The sequence below is a fragment of the Allobosea sp. CRIB-10 genome, from assembly GCF_900112185.1.
GTDB lineage: Bacteria > Pseudomonadota > Alphaproteobacteria > Rhizobiales > Beijerinckiaceae > Allobosea.
This window is the reverse complement of the sequence record NZ_FOKP01000002.1, coordinates 417,024-434,847: the sequence shown is the minus strand read 5'-3', so window position 1 is coordinate 434,847 and position 17,824 is coordinate 417,024. Positions and strand designations below refer to the sequence as shown.

General features: G+C 67.2%; 15 protein-coding genes. 8 read left to right on the top strand and 7 right to left on the bottom strand.

The genetic code is table 11. The annotated features are described in order from the left end of the window. The first annotated feature begins 45 nt into the window (after positions 1 to 45). Entirely contained in the window at positions 46 to 477 is a 432-nt protein-coding gene (locus tag BMZ69_RS04860; protein ID WP_092155409.1) for an Lrp/AsnC family transcriptional regulator, read from the top strand. 1 nt (position 478) lies between these two features. On the opposite strand, the gene BMZ69_RS04855 is transcribed toward BMZ69_RS04860, so the two are convergent. Then, entirely contained in the window at positions 479 to 1,282 is an 804-nt protein-coding gene (locus tag BMZ69_RS04855; protein ID WP_092155407.1) for an IclR family transcriptional regulator, read from the bottom strand. Positions 1,283 to 1,459: 177 nt separating this feature from the next. Between BMZ69_RS04855 and BMZ69_RS04850 the strand changes: the two genes are divergently transcribed. The 7 genes from BMZ69_RS04850 (at position 1,460) to BMZ69_RS04820 (ending at position 10,991) form a co-directional block, all read left to right on the top strand. Then, a complete protein-coding gene (locus tag BMZ69_RS04850; RefSeq protein ID WP_092155405.1) occupies positions 1,460 to 3,016 on the top strand; it encodes an ABC transporter substrate-binding protein in 1,557 nt (518 codons plus the stop codon). A gap of 108 nt (positions 3,017 to 3,124) precedes the next feature. Next, complete coding sequence (locus BMZ69_RS04845) at positions 3,125 to 4,102, top strand: ABC transporter permease (RefSeq protein WP_092155403.1); 978 nt, start codon at positions 3,125 to 3,127, stop codon at positions 4,100 to 4,102. Next, positions 4,099 to 4,935 carry an ABC transporter permease gene (locus tag BMZ69_RS04840; protein WP_092155401.1) on the top strand — a complete coding sequence of 279 codons (837 nt, stop codon included), beginning with the start codon at positions 4,099 to 4,101 and terminating at the stop codon, positions 4,933 to 4,935. Before BMZ69_RS04845 ends, BMZ69_RS04840 begins: the two co-directional genes overlap by 4 nt. Continuing rightward, complete coding sequence (locus BMZ69_RS04835) at positions 4,935 to 6,542, top strand: ABC transporter ATP-binding protein (protein WP_092155398.1); 1,608 nt, start codon at positions 4,935 to 4,937, stop codon at positions 6,540 to 6,542. The genes BMZ69_RS04840 and BMZ69_RS04835 overlap by 1 nt, the downstream gene beginning before the upstream one ends. A 140-nt stretch (positions 6,543 to 6,682) precedes the next feature. Next, positions 6,683 to 7,972 carry an ArgE/DapE family deacylase gene (locus tag BMZ69_RS04830; protein WP_092155396.1) on the top strand — a complete coding sequence of 430 codons (1,290 nt, stop codon included), beginning with the start codon at positions 6,683 to 6,685 and terminating at the stop codon, positions 7,970 to 7,972. Positions 7,973 to 8,062: 90 nt separating this feature from the next. Next, complete coding sequence (locus BMZ69_RS04825; protein WP_092155394.1) at positions 8,063 to 8,947, top strand: DMT family transporter; 885 nt, start codon at positions 8,063 to 8,065, stop codon at positions 8,945 to 8,947. Positions 8,948 to 9,062: 115 nt separating this feature from the next. After that, complete coding sequence (locus tag BMZ69_RS04820; RefSeq protein WP_280142065.1) at positions 9,063 to 10,991, top strand: hybrid sensor histidine kinase/response regulator; 1,929 nt, start codon at positions 9,063 to 9,065, stop codon at positions 10,989 to 10,991. A 6-nt stretch (positions 10,992 to 10,997) separates the two neighbouring features. On the opposite strand, the gene BMZ69_RS04815 is transcribed toward BMZ69_RS04820, so the two are convergent. The 6 genes from BMZ69_RS04815 to BMZ69_RS04790 form a co-directional block, all read right to left on the bottom strand. Continuing rightward, positions 10,998 to 12,032: a LacI family DNA-binding transcriptional regulator gene (locus BMZ69_RS04815; protein ID WP_244543207.1), complete on the bottom strand. Its 1,035-nt coding sequence runs from the start codon at positions 12,030 to 12,032 to the stop codon at positions 10,998 to 11,000. Positions 12,033 to 12,151: 119 nt separating this feature from the next. Next, positions 12,152 to 13,276 (bottom strand): substrate-binding domain-containing protein, encoded by a 1,125-nt coding sequence (locus BMZ69_RS04810; RefSeq protein WP_092155392.1) that lies wholly within the window; start codon positions 13,274 to 13,276, stop codon positions 12,152 to 12,154. Positions 13,277 to 13,353: 77 nt separating this feature from the next. Continuing rightward, positions 13,354 to 14,337 (bottom strand): ABC transporter permease, encoded by a 984-nt coding sequence (locus tag BMZ69_RS04805; RefSeq protein ID WP_092155390.1) that lies wholly within the window; start codon positions 14,335 to 14,337, stop codon positions 13,354 to 13,356. Then, entirely contained in the window at positions 14,334 to 15,314 is a 981-nt protein-coding gene (locus BMZ69_RS04800; protein ID WP_092155388.1) for an ABC transporter permease, read from the bottom strand. The genes BMZ69_RS04805 and BMZ69_RS04800 overlap by 4 nt, the downstream gene beginning before the upstream one ends. Beyond that, positions 15,311 to 16,825 carry a sugar ABC transporter ATP-binding protein gene (locus tag BMZ69_RS04795; protein ID WP_092155385.1) on the bottom strand — a complete coding sequence of 505 codons (1,515 nt, stop codon included), beginning with the start codon at positions 16,823 to 16,825 and terminating at the stop codon, positions 15,311 to 15,313. The genes BMZ69_RS04800 and BMZ69_RS04795 overlap by 4 nt, the downstream gene beginning before the upstream one ends. Further along, positions 16,822 to 17,679 carry a sugar phosphate isomerase/epimerase family protein gene (locus tag BMZ69_RS04790; protein ID WP_092155383.1) on the bottom strand — a complete coding sequence of 286 codons (858 nt, stop codon included), beginning with the start codon at positions 17,677 to 17,679 and terminating at the stop codon, positions 16,822 to 16,824. Before BMZ69_RS04790 ends, BMZ69_RS04795 begins: the two co-directional genes overlap by 4 nt. Positions 17,680 to 17,824 lie beyond the last annotated feature (145 nt).

The window sequence follows — 17,824 nt, the reverse complement described above, 5'->3', positions numbered from 1 at the left end:
ATTCATATGGGAATTTTCAGCAGAACGCCGTAAGCTCTCGTCATTATGCCGACAGACCAGACTGATCGCCATCTCCTGACCCTGCTCACCGAGAACGCTCGCGCGCCGGTGGCCGAGCTCGGCCGCAAGCTCGGCCTGTCGCGCACGACGGTGCAGAGCCGGATCGAGCGATTGGAGCGCCGCGGCGTCATCGCCGGCTACACGGCGCGGCTCTCGGAGGACTACGAGAAGGGCCAGGTCAAGGCACATGTGCTGATCACCGCCCTACCGAAGCTCGCCGGCCGGGTCGAGGCGGAATTACGCCGCATTCCCGAGATCAGGACGCTGCATTCGGTCAGCGGCCAGTTTGACATGATCGCCGTGGTGGTCGCGCCTTCGATCGGCGAGCTCGACGGGCTGATCGACCGGATCGGCGCGCTCGAAGGCGTCGAGCGTACGATGTCCTCGATCATTCTCTCGACCCGGATCGAGCGGTAGCTCACCCCGGCAGCAGGCGCGCTCCGATCCGCGCCGCGGCGTCGAGCAGCGCATCGAGATGCACAGGGTGCCCGTCCGGCGCGACGATCGAGGTCAGGGAGGAGATGCTGAGCGCGCCGGCGAGCGCGCCCGACCGGTCGAAGATCGGCACGCCGACGCCGGTCAGGCCGATGAAGAAATCGTCGGCGGCGAGTTCCCAGCCCTGCGCCCGGATTCGGTCGGCCTCGCGCCAGAGCAGCGCCGGATCGGTCTGGCTCGCCGGCGCGCGCTTAGGCAGATCGAGCGACAGAGCGAGCCGGCGCTGCTCGTCGTCGAGATAGGCCAGCAGCACGCGCGGGCCACCACCGCAATTCAGCGGGGCCTGCGCCCCGACCGCGAACCAGGTCGCGTCAACATGCGGCAGCGAGGCACGGACGCGATCGACGCAAAGGCCGCGCCCGGCGATGTGAACCCAGATGAAGGCGGTCGCGCCCGTCTTCTCGGCAATCGCGGTCAGATAGGGGCCGGCGATGTCGCGCAGTTCGCGGCCGGTCGTCACCGCGCTGCCGAGCTCGATCAGCCCGACGGCCAGCGCATAGCTCTGCGAATGCTCGTCATATTCGACGAGCTCGTTGAGCTGCAGCGTCAGCAGGAGGCGCCGTGTCGTGCCCTTGTCGAGCCCGACCTGCCGGGCCAGCTCGCTGAGGCCCAGCCGCGGCTGCTCCGGCCGGAAAGCCCGCAGCAGGGCGATTGCGCGGTCGACGGCCCGGACGATCGGCACGCCCGGTGGCAGTTGCGCGGCCCTGTCATCGTCTTTGTCGTTCATCGCAGATGTGGGTGCGCCATGGTCGTTTGCTAAGCGTGTCGCCTAATAACACGCCATGTCAATCCTTGACACGGATTTTGTCTCTCGCTTTCATGTCTGCCGAGCTTGCCAACGGGCGCCCGATCGGGTGCGATCGGCCTGAACCGGCTGCCAATGAAACAACGGGGGAGAACGACGATGACCGGATTGAGATTTGGCCTGGCGCTCGCCGCCTCCGTCCTGGCGCTCGGCGTGGCGCAGGCGCAGGAACCGAAGAAGGGCGGCACGGTCCACGTCGTCGTCCAGCCCGAGCCGCCGATGCTGATGCAGGGGCTCAACCAGAACGGCCCGACCAACATGGTCGCCGGCAACATCTACGAATCCCTGCTGCGCTATAACGAGAAGCTCGAGCCGCAGCCCTCGCTGGCCAAGAGCTGGGAGATCTCGGCGGACGCCAAGGTCTACACCTTCAAGCTGCAGGAGGGCGTGACCTGGCATGACGGCAAGCCGTTCACCGCAGACGACGTCGTCTTCACCCTCGACAAGTTCCTGCGCGAGGTCCATCCGCGCTGGCGCCCGATCGTCAACGCCCAGGTCGACAAGATCGAGAAGGTCGACGATCTCACCGTGAAGATCACGCTGAAGCAGCCCTTCGGCCCGATGATCATGACGCAGGAGGTCGCCTCCGCGCCGATGATCCCCAAGCACATCTATGACGGCACCGATTATCGCGCCAATCCGGCCAACAACACGCCGATCGGCACCGGCCCGTTCAAGCTGAAGGAGTGGAAGAAGGGCTCCTACATCCACCTGGTCAAGAACGAGAACTACTGGCTGAAGGGCAAGCCCAACCTCGACGAGATCTACTGGCAGATCATCCCCGATGCGGCGGCGCGCGCTGTCGCCTACGAAACCGGCAAGGTCGACGTGCTGACCGGCGGCTCGGTCGATGTCTACGACGTCGCCCGCCTCTCCAAGCTGCCGAACACCTGCATGACCACCAAGGGCTGGGAGATGTTCGCCCCCCATGCCTGGCTCACCCCGAACGTCCGCAACGGCATTTTGGGCAACAAGCAGTTCCGCCAGGGGCTGATGTATGCGATCGACCGCGAATTCGGCCGCGAGGTGGTCTGGGGCGGGCTCGGCAAGCTGCCGACCGGGCCGATCTCGTCGAAGACCAAGTTCTATTCGGACGACGTGCCGAAATACGCCTTCGACCCGAAGAAGGCGAAAGAGCTGATCAAGGCCTCCGGCTACAAGGGCGAGACGATCCGCCTGCTCAATTTGCCCTATGGCGAGACCTGGACCCGCTGGACCGAGGCGATCAAGCAGAACCTCGAAGATGTCGGCGTCAAGGTGCAGGTCGAGAACACCGACGTGCCCGGCTGGACACAGAAGGCGAGCAACTGGGATTTCGATCTCAACTTCAACTTCCTCTATCAGCTCGGCGATCCCGCCATGGGCGTGGCGCGCAGCTACATCACCAGCAACATCGCTAAGGGCAATCCCTTCGCCAATGTCGGCGGCTATTCCAACCCCGAGGTCGACAAGCTCTTCGCCGAGGCGGCGATCGCGCCGACGGAGAAGGAGCGGCAGGAACTTTATACGAAAGTGCAGAAGCTCCTTGCCGATGAACTGCCGGTGCTCTGGCTGCTCGAGATGGACTTCCCGACCATCTATCGCTGCAACGTCAAGAACCTCGTCACCACCGGCGTCGGCGTGAACGACGGCTTCCGGGATGCCTGGAAGGAGTGACGTGATCCGACAGGATCACGTCATGCTCGGGCCTGACCCGAGCATCTCCTGCAAGAGATTCTCGGGTCTGCGCTGCGCTTGCCCGAGAATGACGCCAGCGGAACCTGAATGAACCTCGCGCAATTTCTCGCCGGCCGGCTCGCGAAGGGGATCGTCGTCCTCTTCGCCATCGCGGTGCTGAACTTCTTCCTGATCCGGGCCGCGCCGGGCGATCCGGCGCAGGTGCTCGCCGGCGAAGCCGGCGCTGCCGACGAGCAATTGCTGATCCAGTTGCGCGAGCGCTTCGGCCTCGACCAGCCGCTGCTGACCCAGCTCTGGGTCTATCTCAAGGGCTATCTGACCTTCGATCTCGGCTTCAGCTACCGCCAGCAGCAGAGCGTGCTCAGCCTGATCCTCGACCGCCTGCCGGCGACGTTGCTGCTGACCGGCGCCGCCTTCATCGTCTCGCTCGGCCTGGGGACCTTGATGGGCGCGCTCGCCGCCCGCCGCGCCGGCGGCTGGCAGGACAGCGTCATCACCACGCTGGCGCTCATCTTCTATGCGACGCCGCTGTTCTGGGTGGCGCTGATGAGCCAGATCGTCTTCTCGCTGAAGCTCGGCCTCGTACCCAATGTCGGCTACGAGACCATCGGTGCCAACTATACCGGGCTCGCCCGTGCGTTCGATATCGCCAGCCACCTCGTCCTGCCGGCCCTGACGCTCGGCCTCTTCTTCACCGCGCTCTATGCGCGGATGATGCGGGCCTCGATGCTCGAGGTCGCCGGCGCCGATTTCGTCAAGACCGCCCGCGCCAAGGGCCTCAGCCCCGGCGTGATCTCGCGCCGCCACGTCGCCCGCAACGCTATCCTGCCGGTGGTGACGCTGGCGGGCCTTCAGGCCGGCCAACTCGTCGGCGGCGCGGTGCTGACCGAGACTGTCTTCGCCTGGCCCGGCATCGGCCGGTTGATGTTCGATGCGCTGGTGCAGCGCGACTATTCGGTGCTGCTCGGCGTCTTCTTCATGTCCTCGGCTATGGTCGTCGGCTTCAACATCCTGACCGATCTCGTCTACCGATTGGCGGATCCGCGCATCGAGGCGGTGTCATGAGCTTCCTTGAGCGCTTTTCCCGCAATCGCGGCGCCCTGATCGGCCTTGCCATCCTGATCGTGGTGATCCTGTTCGCGATTATCGCCCCGCAGCTCTATCCGCAATCGCCCTGGCGGACGGTGGCGCGGCCCTTCCTCGCGCCCTTCGTGATGGACCGCTTCCCGCTCGGCACCGATACGCTCGGGCGCGACATCGCCTCGGGCCTGGCGCACGGCGCCCGCGTCTCGCTGACGATCGGGCTGGTCTCGACGCTGGTCGCGCTGCTGATCGGCGTGCCGCTCGGCGCCATCGCCGGCTATGCCGGCGGCATTATCGACGATGCGCTGATGCGCTTCACCGAGTTCTTCCAGACCATTCCCTCCTTCGCGCTCGCCATCGTCCTCGTCGCGATCCTGCAGCCCAAGCTCGGCTCGATCGTGCTCGCGATCGGCGTGGTGAGCTGGCCGCCGGTGGCGCGGCTGGTGCGCGGCGAAGTGCTCTCGCTGAAGACGCGCGAATACGTCCAGGCGGCGATCACCATCGGCCAGCCGACCTCGCGCATCATCTGGAGCCAGGTCCTGCCCAACACGATCGCGCCGATCATCGTGATGGGCTCGCTGATGATCGGCTCGGCGATCCTGCTCGAATCCTCGCTCTCCTTCCTGGGCCTCGGCGATCCCAATCTGATGAGCTGGGGCTACATGGTCGGCGCCGGCCGCACCCGCCTGCTCGACGCCTGGTGGATCAGCTTCTTCCCGGGTGTCGCGATCTTCCTGACCGTGCTGGCGCTCAATCTCGCCGGCGAAGGGCTGAACGATGCGATGAACCCGCGCCTGGCTCGGGAGAGGGAATGATGGCCGAGCCCGTCCTCTCGATCGAAGGCCTGAAGCTCGCTCTGCCTGTGATGGCCGACCGCCCCTATGCGGTCGAGGATGCGACGCTTCGCATTGCCGCGGGCGAGACGCTCTGCGTCGTCGGCGAATCCGGTTCCGGCAAGTCGATGATCGCCCATGCCGTGATGGGCCTCTTGCCCAAGGCGGTGAAGCCGGTCGGCGGAGCGATCAGGCTCGCCGGTCGCGACCTCCTCGCGCTCTCGGAAGACGCGATGCAGGACGTACGCGGCCGCGAGGTCGGCATGATCTTCCAGGAGCCGATGACCTCGCTCAACCCGGTCATGCGCGTCGCCGACCAGATCGTCGAGACCTTCGAGGCGCATAAGCTATTGAGCAAGCCGGAGCGCTATGCCCGCGCCGTCGCGCTCCTGACCGAGGTCGGCCTGCCCGAGCCGGAGCGCCTGGCGCGGGCCTATCCGCACGAGCTCTCCGGCGGGCAGCGCCAGCGCGTGATGATCGCGATGGCGCTGGCGCTCGAGCCGAAGCTGCTGATCGCCGACGAGCCGACCACCGCGCTCGACGTGACCACGCAGGCGCAGATCCTCAAGCTGATCGACAATCTCCGCCACAAGCACGGCACAGCGGTGCTGTTCATCACCCATGACATGGGCGTCGTCGCCGAGATCGCCGACCGCATCGCCGTGCTGGAGAAGGGCGTGCTGGTCGAGGAGGGCACGGTCGATCAGGTGCTGGGCTCGCCCCGCCATCCCTATACGCAGAAGCTGCTCGCCGCCGTGCCTTCGCTGACGCCGCCGGAGCGGCCGCCGCTGCCGGAAAGCAAGCCGGTGCTCACCGTCGAGAAGCTCGGCAAGGTCTATCGCAAGCGCGCCTTCTTCCGCCCGGGCCGCGAGGTGAGGGCAGCCGACGATGTCAGCTTCACGCTGGCGCGTGGCGAAACGCTCGGCCTCGTTGGCGAGTCCGGCTCGGGCAAGTCGACGGTCGGGCGCTGCTGCCTGCGCCTGATCGAGCCGGATTCGGGCCGTATCGTGCTTGGCGATCTCACCATTACCGATCTCAGCGTCGCCGCCCTGCGCCCGCATCGCAAGCGGATCCAGATGGTCTTTCAGGACCCGTTCGCCTCGCTCAATCCGCGCCAGACGGTCGGTCGGATCATCTCGGACGGGCCGGTCGCGCATGGCGTCTCGCGCAAGGAGGCGCTGGCGCGGGCGAAGGAGTTGCTGGAGCTGGTCGGTCTCTCCGCCAATGCGATCGACCGCTACCCGCATGAATTCTCCGGCGGGCAGCGCCAGCGCATCGGCATCGCCCGCGCGCTCGCTCTCGAGCCCGACGTGCTCGTCGCGGACGAGGCGGTTTCGGCGCTCGACGTCTCCGTGCAGGCGCAGATCCTCAAGCTGATCAAGGATATCCAGCAGCGGCTCGGCCTCGCCATCCTGTTCGTCACCCACGATCTGCGCGTCGCCGCGCAGATCTGCGACAAGATCGCGGTGATGCAGCGCGGCCGGATCGTCGAGGCCGGCCCGACCGCCGCGCTCTTTTCCGCTCCCCAGCACGACTACACCCGCCAGCTGCTCGCCGCCGTCCCCGGCGGCGAGCGGTTCGGGCGGTGAGTTCCATGCGTCATTCTCGGGCGTAGCGAAGCGCAGACCCGAGAATCTCATGACCAGATGGCTGGTTTCCGAGATGGTCGGGTCAAGCCCGACCATGACGAGCCGGCCGAATGCCTGCCTATCTACCGGAGACCCCAGCCATGCCGCTCGATCCCGCCCTGCGCGACCGCATCCTCGCATCTGTCGAAGAAGGCTTTGCGGAGCAGATCGCCTTCACCCAGGAGATGATCCGCTTTCCTTCGACGCGCGGCGACGAGCACACCGTCCAGGACTTCATCTTCCGGGCCTTGAAGCAGCGCGGCTTCACCATGGACCGCTTCGCGATGGATCGCGAGGCGATCGGTCGCCATCCCGGCGGCGCGCCGTTCTCGGAGACGCATTCGGACGCGCCGATCGTCGTCGGCATCCATCATCCGCGCGAGGAGACGGGTCGCTCGCTGATTCTGCAGTCTCACGTGGATGTGGTGCCGACCGGCCCGGCCGAGCTCTGGACGCATCCGCCCTTCGACCCCGTGATCGAGGGTGACTGGCTCTATGGACGCGGCGGCGCCGACATGAAGGCCGGCGGGGCGGCCAATCTCTTCTGCCTCGATGCGCTCCGGCGCATCGGCCTCCAGCCGGCGGGAACCGTCTATGTCCAGTCGGTGGTCGAGGAGGAATCGACCGGCAACGGCGCGTTGATGACGCACTTACGCGGCTACAGGGCCGATGCGGTGCTGATCCCCGAGCCGGAGGAGGAGATGCTGGTGCGCGCCAATACCGGCGTGCTCTGGTTCCAGTTCGAGGTCCGCGGCGTCCCGGTGCATGTCCGCGAGATGGGCGTCGGTGCCAATGCGATCGATGCGGCTTATCGCGTCGTCGCCGCGCTGCGGGAACTCGAAGAGGAGCTCAATCGCGAGAAGCACGGCCGGAAGCATTTCGAGGACATCGCCCACCCGATCAACCTCAACATCGGCAAGATCGAGGGCGGTGACTGGGCTTCGTCCGTGCCGTGCTGGTGCCGGGTCGATTGCCGGATCGGGCTCTATCCCGGCATGTCGGCCGAGGAACTCGGCAAGCGCATCGAGGCCAAGGTGCTGGCTTTCGCGCGCTCCGACACCTTCCTCTCCAACAACCCGCCCAAGGTCGTCTTCAACGGCTTCTGGTCGGAAGGTTATGTGCTCGAGCCCGGTAGCGAGGCCGAGGCCGTGCTCGGCAATGCCCACAAGGCCTCGACCGGCAAGGCGCTGAAGAGCTTTATGACTCCCGGTTATCTCGATACCCGCGTCTATGCGCTCTACGACAAGGTGCCGGCGCTCTGCTACGGGCCGATCTCACAGAACATCCACGCTTTCGACGAGCGCGTCAGTCTTGCCTCGCTGAAGCGCATCACCGGTACGATGGCGCTCTTCGTTGCCGAATGGTGCGGTGTCGAGCCGGTTGCTGGCTGAAGGAGGCAGGGCTGGTGCACGCCCGCCGTGCATCCAGCCTCCACTGAAATCACATGACGTCGTCATCGCATCCTCCTGCATAGTCGGCTGATGCCCTCCGTGCCCGCCCGCTCGCTCCTGCTCGTTCCGCTGCTCGGGCTGCTTTGGGGCTTCAACTGGCCGGCAGTCCGGATCTCGCTGACCGAGATCGCGCCCTGGACCCTGCGGGCCGGCGGCATGACCTTCGCCGGCCTTGCACTGGTTGCAGTCGCGCTGGCGCGCGGCGTCAGCCTCAAGGTGCCGGCAGCGCATTGGCCGAGGCTGATCGTCGCCGGCATCCTCTCGATCGCCGCCTTCAACATCCTGCTCGCCTTCGCGCAATTGATGGCGCCGACCTCGCGTGCCGCGATCCTGACCTTCACCATGCCGGTCTGGGCGACGCTGATGGCCTGGCCGGTGCTGGGCGAGCGCTTCGATCGGCCGCGCTTGATCGGCCTCGGACTCGGCATCGCCGGTCTGCTCTGCCTCGGCCTGCCATTGATCCGCACCGGGCAATTATCGCCGGGGCTCGCTCTCGCCCTGCTCGCGAGCCTCAGCTGGGCGCTGGGCACCATCGTCACCAAGCGCTGGCCGGTGGCGGCGCCGACGCTGACGATCGCCGCCTGGCAATTGCTGATCGGCGGCGCGGCTGCCGGCATCGGCATGCTCGCCTTCGAAGGCGTGCCGGTTCCCAAGGCGTTGTCGCCGCCCGTCGCGGTCGCGCTCACCTTCCACATCTTGGGGGCCCAGGCGCTCGCCTATTTCCTCTGGTTCACCGTGATCGCACGCCTGCCGGCCGGCATCGCGAGCCTGGGGACGCTGATGGTTCCAGCTGTCGGCGCACTCGGCTCCGTGCTACTTCTCGGTGAGCGGCCAGCGGCCAGCGACTGGCTCGGCCTTGTGCTCGTCGTCGCGGCTTCAGGCGCGATTCTGGTCTCGCCGAAACAGGGTCGCTGACCCTAGGGCAATTTTTCTTTGTCCCACCGGGAACCTTCTGCGGAGTGCGGCGTTCAGCGCGCTGGACATGTCATAGATCAAGGTTCCAAACGTGCTTCAGATTGCGGAAGGTCCGGTGACCGCCGAGCGTTATCGATTGCTGGTGGAGTCCGTCACGGACTACGCGATCTACATGCTCGATCCGCAGGGAATCGTGATCAGCTGGAACCCAGGCGCCCGCCGTTTTAAGGGCTATGAGGATCACGAGATCATCGGGCAGTCGTTCTCGCGCTTCTACACCGAGGAGGATCGCGCCGCCGGCCTGCCGCAACATGCGCTGCGCATCGCCGCGGAGGAAGGCCGTTTCGAGAGGGAAGGCTGGCGCGTCCGCAAGGACGGCACGCGCTTCTGGGCGCACGTTGTCATCGACGCGATCCTCAACCCGGCGAGCGGGCGCGTGCTCGGCTATGCCAAGGTGACACGCGACCTGACCGAGCGACGCCAGGCCGATGAGGCGCTGCGGCGCTCGGAGGAGAAGTTCCGCCTGCTGGTGCAGGGCGTCACCGACTACGCCATCTACATGCTCGACGCCGACGGCATCGTCACCAACTGGAATCTCGGGGCGGAGCGGATCAAGGGCTATGCTCCCGCCGAGATCATCGGAAAGCACTTCTCGCTGTTCTATACGCCAGAGGATCGCGAGCGTGGCGAGCCGCAGAAGACGCTCCAGGCTGCGATCGACAATGGCAGCGCCGAGAGGGAGGGCTGGCGGGTTCGCAAAAACGGCGAGACCTTCTGGGCGAGCGTCGTCATCGACCCGATCCGCGACGATGCCGGCGAGATCATCGGCTTCGCCAAGATCACCCGCGACCTGACCGAGCGCCAGAAGGTCCAGGCCGAGCTCGACGCGGCGCGCGAGGCCCTGTTTCAGTCCCAGAAGATCGAAGCGCTCGGCCAGCTCACCGGCGGCGTGGCGCATGACTTCAACAACCTGCTGACCGCCGTGCTGGGCAGCCTCGAACTCGTGCGTCGCCAGATCGGCGACGAGCGCCAGCTCAACCTGATCGACAATGCGATCAAGGGCGCGAGCCGGGGCATCTCCCTGACGCAGCGCATGCTCTCCTTCGCCCGCAAGCAGGAGTTGGCGCTGCAGCCGGTCGCGGTCGACGTGCTCGTCGCCGAGATGGGCGATCTGCTGCAGCGCTCGCTTGGACCGCTGATCCGGATCGAGACGGATTTTCCGGCCGATCTCGCGACGGCCTCGGCCGATCCGAACCAGCTCGAAGCCGCCGTGCTCAATCTCGCCGTCAATGCCCGCGACGCCATGCCCGAGGGCGGCGTGCTGCGGGTCGCAGCCGTCAATGAGCATATCGGCCGCGGTCATCGGAGCGGCCTGCCGGATGGCGACTATGTCCGCCTCTCGGTCGCCGATACCGGCATCGGGATGGATGCAAAAACGCTCGCCCAGGCGACCGAACCCTTCTTCACCACCAAGGGCGTCGGCAAGGGCACCGGGCTCGGCCTGTCGATGGTCCATGGCATGGCCGAGCAGCTCGGCGGGCGGTTGCAGCTCGACAGCCGCGAGGGGCAGGGAACGACCGTGGAGATCTGGCTGCCGGTGGCTACGAAGGCCGCTACGGCCGAGCCTGTCCAGTTGCCCGTCGAGACGAAAATGGAGACTGCCATGGAGCCGCGCCCGCTGACCGTGCTCGCGGTCGATGACGATGCGCTCGTGCTGATGAACACCACCGCACTACTGGAAGATCTCGGCCACAAGGTCATCGAGGCGAGCTCGGGGCGGGAAGCGCTGTCCGTGCTGGAGAACAACGAGATCGATTTGCTGATCACCGACCATGCCATGCCGCAGATGACTGGTGCGCAATTGATCACGGAAGTTGGGCAGCGCTGGCCCAACCTGCCGGTTATCCTTGCCACCGGCTATGCCGATCTGCCGGCTGGGGCTGGAGCGGGTGTGCTGCGGCTGAACAAGCCGTTCTGGCAGGCTGATCTGGAAAAGGCGGTTTGCGCCGCGATGACGCGGCGCGCGACGGCGGCTGCAGCCTGAGCCGGCCTACCCGGCCCGGTCGGTTCGCTTGGGCAAAGGGGCCGCCGAGGCACGCTCGATCAGCCGCGTCGGCAGGACGAGGTCGGGATGGTCGCTGGCTCCCGACAATTGCTCGATCAGCAGCTTCATCGCCGCCTGGCCGATCTCGCGGCGCGGCTGATGCACGGTGGTGAGCTGTGGCTCGACCGCCTCGGCCAGCACGATGTCGTCGAAGCCGACGACCGAGACGTCGTCGGGGACATTGCGGCCGCGGGCGCGCAGTTCGCCCATCGCGCCGACCGCCATCTGGTCGCTGGCGGCGAAGATGGCGGTATAGCTGCAGCCGCGGGAATCGAGCGTGCGGATCGCGGCGCGGCCGGCGGCGAGGCCGAAATCGCCCTCGACGACGAGGCTGGGGTCGGCCGGAATGCCGGCGTCGGCGAGGCCGGCGAGATAGCCGTCGCGCCGGTCGAGGCTCATCGGATCCGGCATCGGCCCGGCGATATGGGCGATGCGGCGATGGCCGAGCCGTGCAAGATGGGCGACGGCGGCGCGGGCCGCGGCGTGGTTGTCGATGCGGACCGTCGGCAGATCGAGGCCCGGCAGCGTCTCCAGCGCGATCACGATCGGTGGCAGGTGGCTGCGGTTGGCCAGGGCCTCGGGGAAGCGGCCGACCATCAGGATCAGCCCGTCGGCATGGCGCTCCCTGACCATGTCGACATAGCGCAGGATGCGCTCGTCATCGTCGCGGGCATCGCCCATCAGGACCTTGTAGCCGGCGTCGATCGCCGCTTCTTCGACGCCCTTGTAGATCTCCAGATAGAACGGGTTGCTGATGTCGCGTACCAGCAGTATCACGGTGCGCGTCGCCTGCAGGCGCAGATTGCGCGCCTGGGCGTTGGGGATGAAGCCGGTCGCCGCGACTGCTTCGAGCACGCGCTCGCGGGTCCGGGCCTTGACCTTCTCCGGCATCGCCAGCGCGCGCGACACCGTCGCGGTCGAGACGCCGGCTAGGCGTGCGACTTCGGCGATGGTCGGGGCGGGCAGGGGTGAGTCTTGCAAAGCTGGTGATCTGGAAAACGGCCGCGAATCGGCAGGAGGAGGCAGGGTGCCCATCATGCCGCAATCGCTGCCGATAGGGCAGGGGTGGGCGCCCGCGTCGAGCGGGCGCCCCGTTTTCGTTACTTGCCGCCCCAGCGGGCCGGATAGTTCGCCATCTGCTCGCAGCCGCAGAGCGCGTAATGCAGCGGCGGCATCTTGTCGTTGACGAACTTGTCGAGGTTCTCGGCCGTGATCGCCGGCTGCGGCAGCTTCCAGGTCGGGCCAACGACCGGCTCGCCCTTGAGGATGCGGATCGCCGCGATCACCGGGGTGCGCCACTGATAGGTCGGATAGGTCGGCGCGATCGCGGTGAGCTTGTTCTTCTTCCACTTCTGCAGGAAGTCCTGCTGGTCCTCGCCATTGATCACCGGATAGGGCTTGCCGGCATCCTCGAAGGCCTCGAGCGCCGCGACCGCGGTCGCGCCGGCATCCATCCAGACGCCGTCGATCTTGCCGAAGCGGTTGATGTAGTCCTCGACGATCGCCTTGGTCTTGGCGTTGTCGCCATTGGTGAACTCGGCGCCGACGACCTTGATGCCCTTCTCCTTGAAGATGCGCTCGGCCGCGGCCCAGCGGTTCTCCAGCACGTCGACGCCGGGCAGGATGCGCAGCGCCAGCACCGAGCCGCCGGCCGGGATCTTCTCGGCGATGAAGCTCGCGCCCTGGATCCCGAAGCCGTAGCCGCCGATCGGGTTGATGAAGGTGACCGGCGCCTTGCTGTCGACGCCGCGGTCGAAGACCACGACCGGCAGCTTCTTGGCGGCGGCCTCGACCGCCGGCGTCAGCGCCGCGGTGGTGTTGGGCGAGACGATCAGCGCGTCGCATTGGCCGCTGTTGACGAAGGCGTTGATGTCCGAGATCTGCTTGTCGTCCTTGCCCTCGGCATCGGCATGGGTGAACGAGGCGATGTCGGCCTTGTTGGCGTCGACCTCGGCCTGCATGTTGGTGAAGCCGACGACGCGCCAGGGATTGTTCACGCCGGCGTTCGAGAAGCAGAGCTTGTAGGGGCCGGGCTTCTTGTACTTGGCGGTGTCGACCTTCTCGCCGCCGAGATTCTGCTCCCAGGGCTTGCCTTCGGGGCCTTGCGGGGCGACCGTCAGTAGCGCCTTCTGCCGCTCAAACTCGGCTGGGTCGTTGAAGTTCTGGGCGATGGCGCCCGTCGACAGTGCCGCCAGCAGCGCCGCCAAACCAATCTGCGTCTTCATGTCCACCTCCCTCTGTCGCGCCGCCTTGCCGGCGGCCTCTGGCGGAGCGCGTGGGATCACGCGCCTCCGAAAACTCGTTACGCCCGCCGCATGCGCCAGGCGCTCGACGCCACCGCGGCGATCAGGATCAGGCCCTGCACGGTCTCGCGCAGCGGCTGCGGCAGGCCCATCAGGTTGAGCAAGGTGAACAGGGCGAACAGGCTGAGCGCGCCGGCGACGGCGCCGGTCACGCTGGCGCGTCCGCCGAGCAGTTGCGCTCCGCCGATGACGCAGGCGGCGATCGCCTGCAGCTCGAGCCCTTGGCCGACCGCGGTCGAGACCCCGGCGAAGCCGCCGAGCAGGATGCCGGCCGTCACTGCCGACAGCCCCGAGATCACGAAGACCAGCACTCGCGTCGCGCCGACCGGCACGCCGGCAAGCTCGGCCGCGCGCGGATTGTCGCCGACCGCCAGCACCTGCCGGCCGAAGACGGTTGCGTGCAGCAGCCAGGCGGCAAGTGCGACGAAGCCGGTGAGGATGAGCACCGAGAGCGGCATGATCCCGGTCAGGGGAACGTCCCGGTAGACGAGGCGGCCGAGCGCCCGGAAATTCTCAGGCAGATAGCCGCGCGGCGCCCCGCCCGACCACATCAGCGCCGCGCCATTCAGTGAGAGCAGCATGCCGAGCGTCGCGATGATCGAGGGCACCTTGAGCAGGGTGACGACGAGTCCGTTGACGAGGCCGACGCCGAGCCCGATCAGGTAGAGCACGCCTATCGTCCACCAGGTGTTGTCGGGATTGCCGCCGGCCAGCATCGAGCCGCCGAGCACGGTCAGCGTCACCAGCGAGCCCATCGACAAATCGAAGCCGCCGCCGGCGATGACGAAGAGCTGGCCGCAGGCGAGGATGATCAGCGGCGCCGCCCGGCGCAGGAAGTTGAGGAAGCCCTCGACCTCGAAATAGCCGGGCTGCAGCACGCCGATCGTGCCGTAGAGCACGAGGAAGACGGCGAGTCCGACATTGATGCCGCGGGCGAAGCGCAATGCCGCCGAGGGTCCGGAGCGGGCGGCTACGGCGCTCATGCGACATGCCCCTTGCTGCGCACTGCATAGACCGCGACGGCGAGGATGACGATGGCGCCGCGCAAAACCTGTTTCGGGAAGGCATCGATGCCGGTCATGTTGAAGACGGCGTCGAGCGTGGCGAACAGGAAGACGCCGGCGAGCGTGCCCCAGACGCCGCCGCGCCCGCCGGCGAGCAAGGTCCCGCCGATCACCACGACGGCGATCGATTCAAGGTCGTAGACGCCGTCGCGGCCGACCCAGGGCGCCCCGGCGCGCAGGCGGCTGGCGAGATAAAGCCCGGTCAACCCGGCCATCAACGAGCACACGACGTGCGCGCCGATCATTACGCGCTCGGTGCGGATGCCGGCGAGGCGGGCGCCGTCGCGATTGCCGCCGGTGGCGTAGAGATGGGCGCCGAAACGCGTGCGGCTCAACAGCAGCCAGATCGCGAAGGCCAGCACGAACAGCAGCAGCACCGACCAGGGCAGGGGGCCTATCCGGCCATAGGCGAAGGCCTGGAAAGCTGCCGGGACCGAGCCGGCGAAATTGCTGAAGCTCGCCGAAAGCAGCCCTTGCAGGATCAGCCCGACGCCGAGCGTCGCGATCAGCGGATTGACGTCGAGCCGGGCGATGATCAGTCCGTTGACCAGCCCGACCGCCGCCGAGAGCCCCAGCACCGCCAGCACGGCCGGGGCGATCATCACCGGCTCGCCCTTCATGATGAAGGAGGCGAGGACGGCCGAGACGCTGATCAGATTGGCGACCGAAAGGTCGATCGAGCCGACCAGGATCACCAGCGTCTGCCCGAGCGCGACGATGCCGAGCGCGACCATGCGCTGGGTCAGGCCGACGAAACCCTCGCCGGTGAGATAGGCATGCTGCCCGGTCGCGAGCGCTGTCGCGACATAGAGCGCGAGCGAGCCGGCGAAGAGCAAAGGCGCCACCGGCAGGTCGCGTGCCGGCCGAGCGGTCGCGATGTCGGCGCTGGCGCTCATGCCGCGGCCTCCGTCGCGCCGGTGCCGAGGGCGAGGTGCATCACGTCTTCCTCGCTGGCGCCGCGCTTCAGTTCGCCGGCGATGCGGCCCTCATGCATGACGAGGATGCGGTCGCTGACGCCGATGATTTCCGGCAAATCGGAAGAGATCATCAGGATGGCGCGACCGCGATCGGCGAGGCCGCGCATCAATTGGTAGATTGCGGCCTTGGCGGCGACGTCGATGCCGCGGGTCGGCTCCAGGAAGATCAGAACCTTGGGGTCGCGCGCCAGCCAGCGACCGATCACGACCTTCTGCTGGTTGCCGCCGGAGAGTTCGCGGATCTCCTGCGCGAAGCCGGCGGCCCTGACATCGACCTCGGTCAATTGCCGGTCGGCGGCGGCGCGCGCCATGTCTCCGGAACCCGGCGGCAACAGGCGCCGGGCGAAGGCGCGCAGGGTCATCAGGACATTGTCGCGCAGCGATTGCTGCGGGGCGATGCCCTCCTTCTTGCGGTCGTCGGAGAGGAAGCCGATGCCGGCGGCGATGGCGGCCCGCGGCGATGAGATCAGCCCGTCCTGCCCATCGACGACGGCGGTGCCGCGCGTAAAGGGCTCGTCACCGAAGAGGGCGCGGCCGAGCGCGCCCTTGCCGGAGCCTTCGAGCCCGGCAACGCCGACGATCTCGCCGGCCCGCAGGTCGAGCGCGATGTCGGAGAGGATGGCGTTGCCGGCATTCTTCACCGACAGGACGACCGGGCCAAGCTTCGCCTGATCACCCGGAGGCGGAAAGAAGTCGGCGAGGTCGCGCCCGACCATCAGCCGGACGATCATCGCCGGCGTCAGCGCAGCGGCAGGCTGCGTCGCGACCAGCTTGCCGTCCTTCAGCACGGTGATGCGGTCGGCGATCGCTTTCAATTCGGCCATGCGATGGGAGATGTAGAGGATCGCTGCGCCCTCGCGCCTGAGCGTCCCGACAAGCTCAAGCAATCGGCCGGCGTCGCGCTCGTCGAGTGCCGCGGTCGGCTCGTCCATGACGATGATGCGGGCATCGAGCGCCAGCGCCTTGGCGATCTCGACCAGCTGCTGCTCGGCGATCGACAGCGACTTCACCAGCGTAGCCGGGTGTACCCTGGCGCCGACGCGTTCCAGCAGCTGGCGTGCGCCGTCCTCCATCCCAGCGCGGTCGAGCAGGCCGCCACGGGTAGGCTCAAGGCCGAGGAAGATGTTGTCGGCGACGCTGCGCTCGGGCAGCAGGCTGAGCTCCTGGTGGATGATGCTGATCCCGGCCCGGCGCGCCTCGACCGGATGCCGGAACGCCACGGGCTGCCCGCCAAGCAGGATTTCGCCTTCGTCGGGACGGTAGACACCGCCGAGCACCTTCATCAGGGTGGACTTGCCGGCGCCGTTCTCGCCGCAGATGGCGTGGACCTCGCCGGCCTGGCAATCGAGGCTGACATCGTCGAGCGCCCGCACGCCGGTGAAGCTCTTGCCGATGCCGCGCATCGAAAGGATCGGCGTGCCGGTGCTCATGGGGCACCCGCCTGCGCCCAGCCGCTCCGGATGAAGTCGTGGCTTTCGGTGAGGAGCGTGTCGAGATCGGGGAAAAGGTCGCGCCAGACCCGCGTCGCCGCGGCGAGCGAGGGCAGCGCCCGGCCGAACGCCTCGACCGTCAGCCAGCCGTCATAGCCGGTGGCGCGGATGGCGCGGAACGTTTCCGCCCATGGCACATGGCCACGCCCGACGATGCCGCGATCGTTCTCCGAGAGATGGATGTGGTTGATCTCGGGGGCGTGGCGCGTGTAGGCGCCGACGGGATCGCGCTCCTCGATATTGGCGTGGAAGCTGTCGTACATGTAGCCGAAGTTCGGATGCGCCACCTTCGCCTTCAGCGCGCACGCGGCCTCCATCGTGTTCAGCACGTAGCATTCGAAGCGGTTGATCGCCTCCAGCGAGAGCGCGATCCCGGCCTTGCCGGCATGATCCGCCATCGCATGCAGGGCTTCGGCGAGATGAGCGAGCTCGTCCTCGCGCGGGCCTTCGCCGGTGAAGACACCGACCGGCGAATGATAAGGGCCGGCGATGACGCTCGCGCCGAGCGCTGCGGCACAATCGACCGCCCAGCGATGGCGCTCACGCGCCCTCTCGCGGATGGCCGGATCGGGCGAGAGCGGATTGCTGTCCTCGGCGACGATGGTGACGATGGTGCGCTTCAGGCCGATCGCATCGAGGCGGCGGCCGAGCTTCTCATATTGGCCGACATCACCCTCGAAGACCGGGATCTCGATCCCGTCATAGCCGATCTCGCGGATGCGCTCGCACAAGGGCAGATGCGCCTCGTCGATGAAGCCGCCGACCGTCAGCAGGTTGAAGCCGATCTGGACCATGGCCCGGACCTTTACGGCGCTCAGCGCAGCCGCAGCGCGGTCACGCTGCCGGAAAAAGCCGATGAATCGACGATGCTGATGCGCATGATCAGTACTCCTCCCTTGGGCGGCTCATTCTGCGGAGCCGCTTCGAAAGTGATTATGT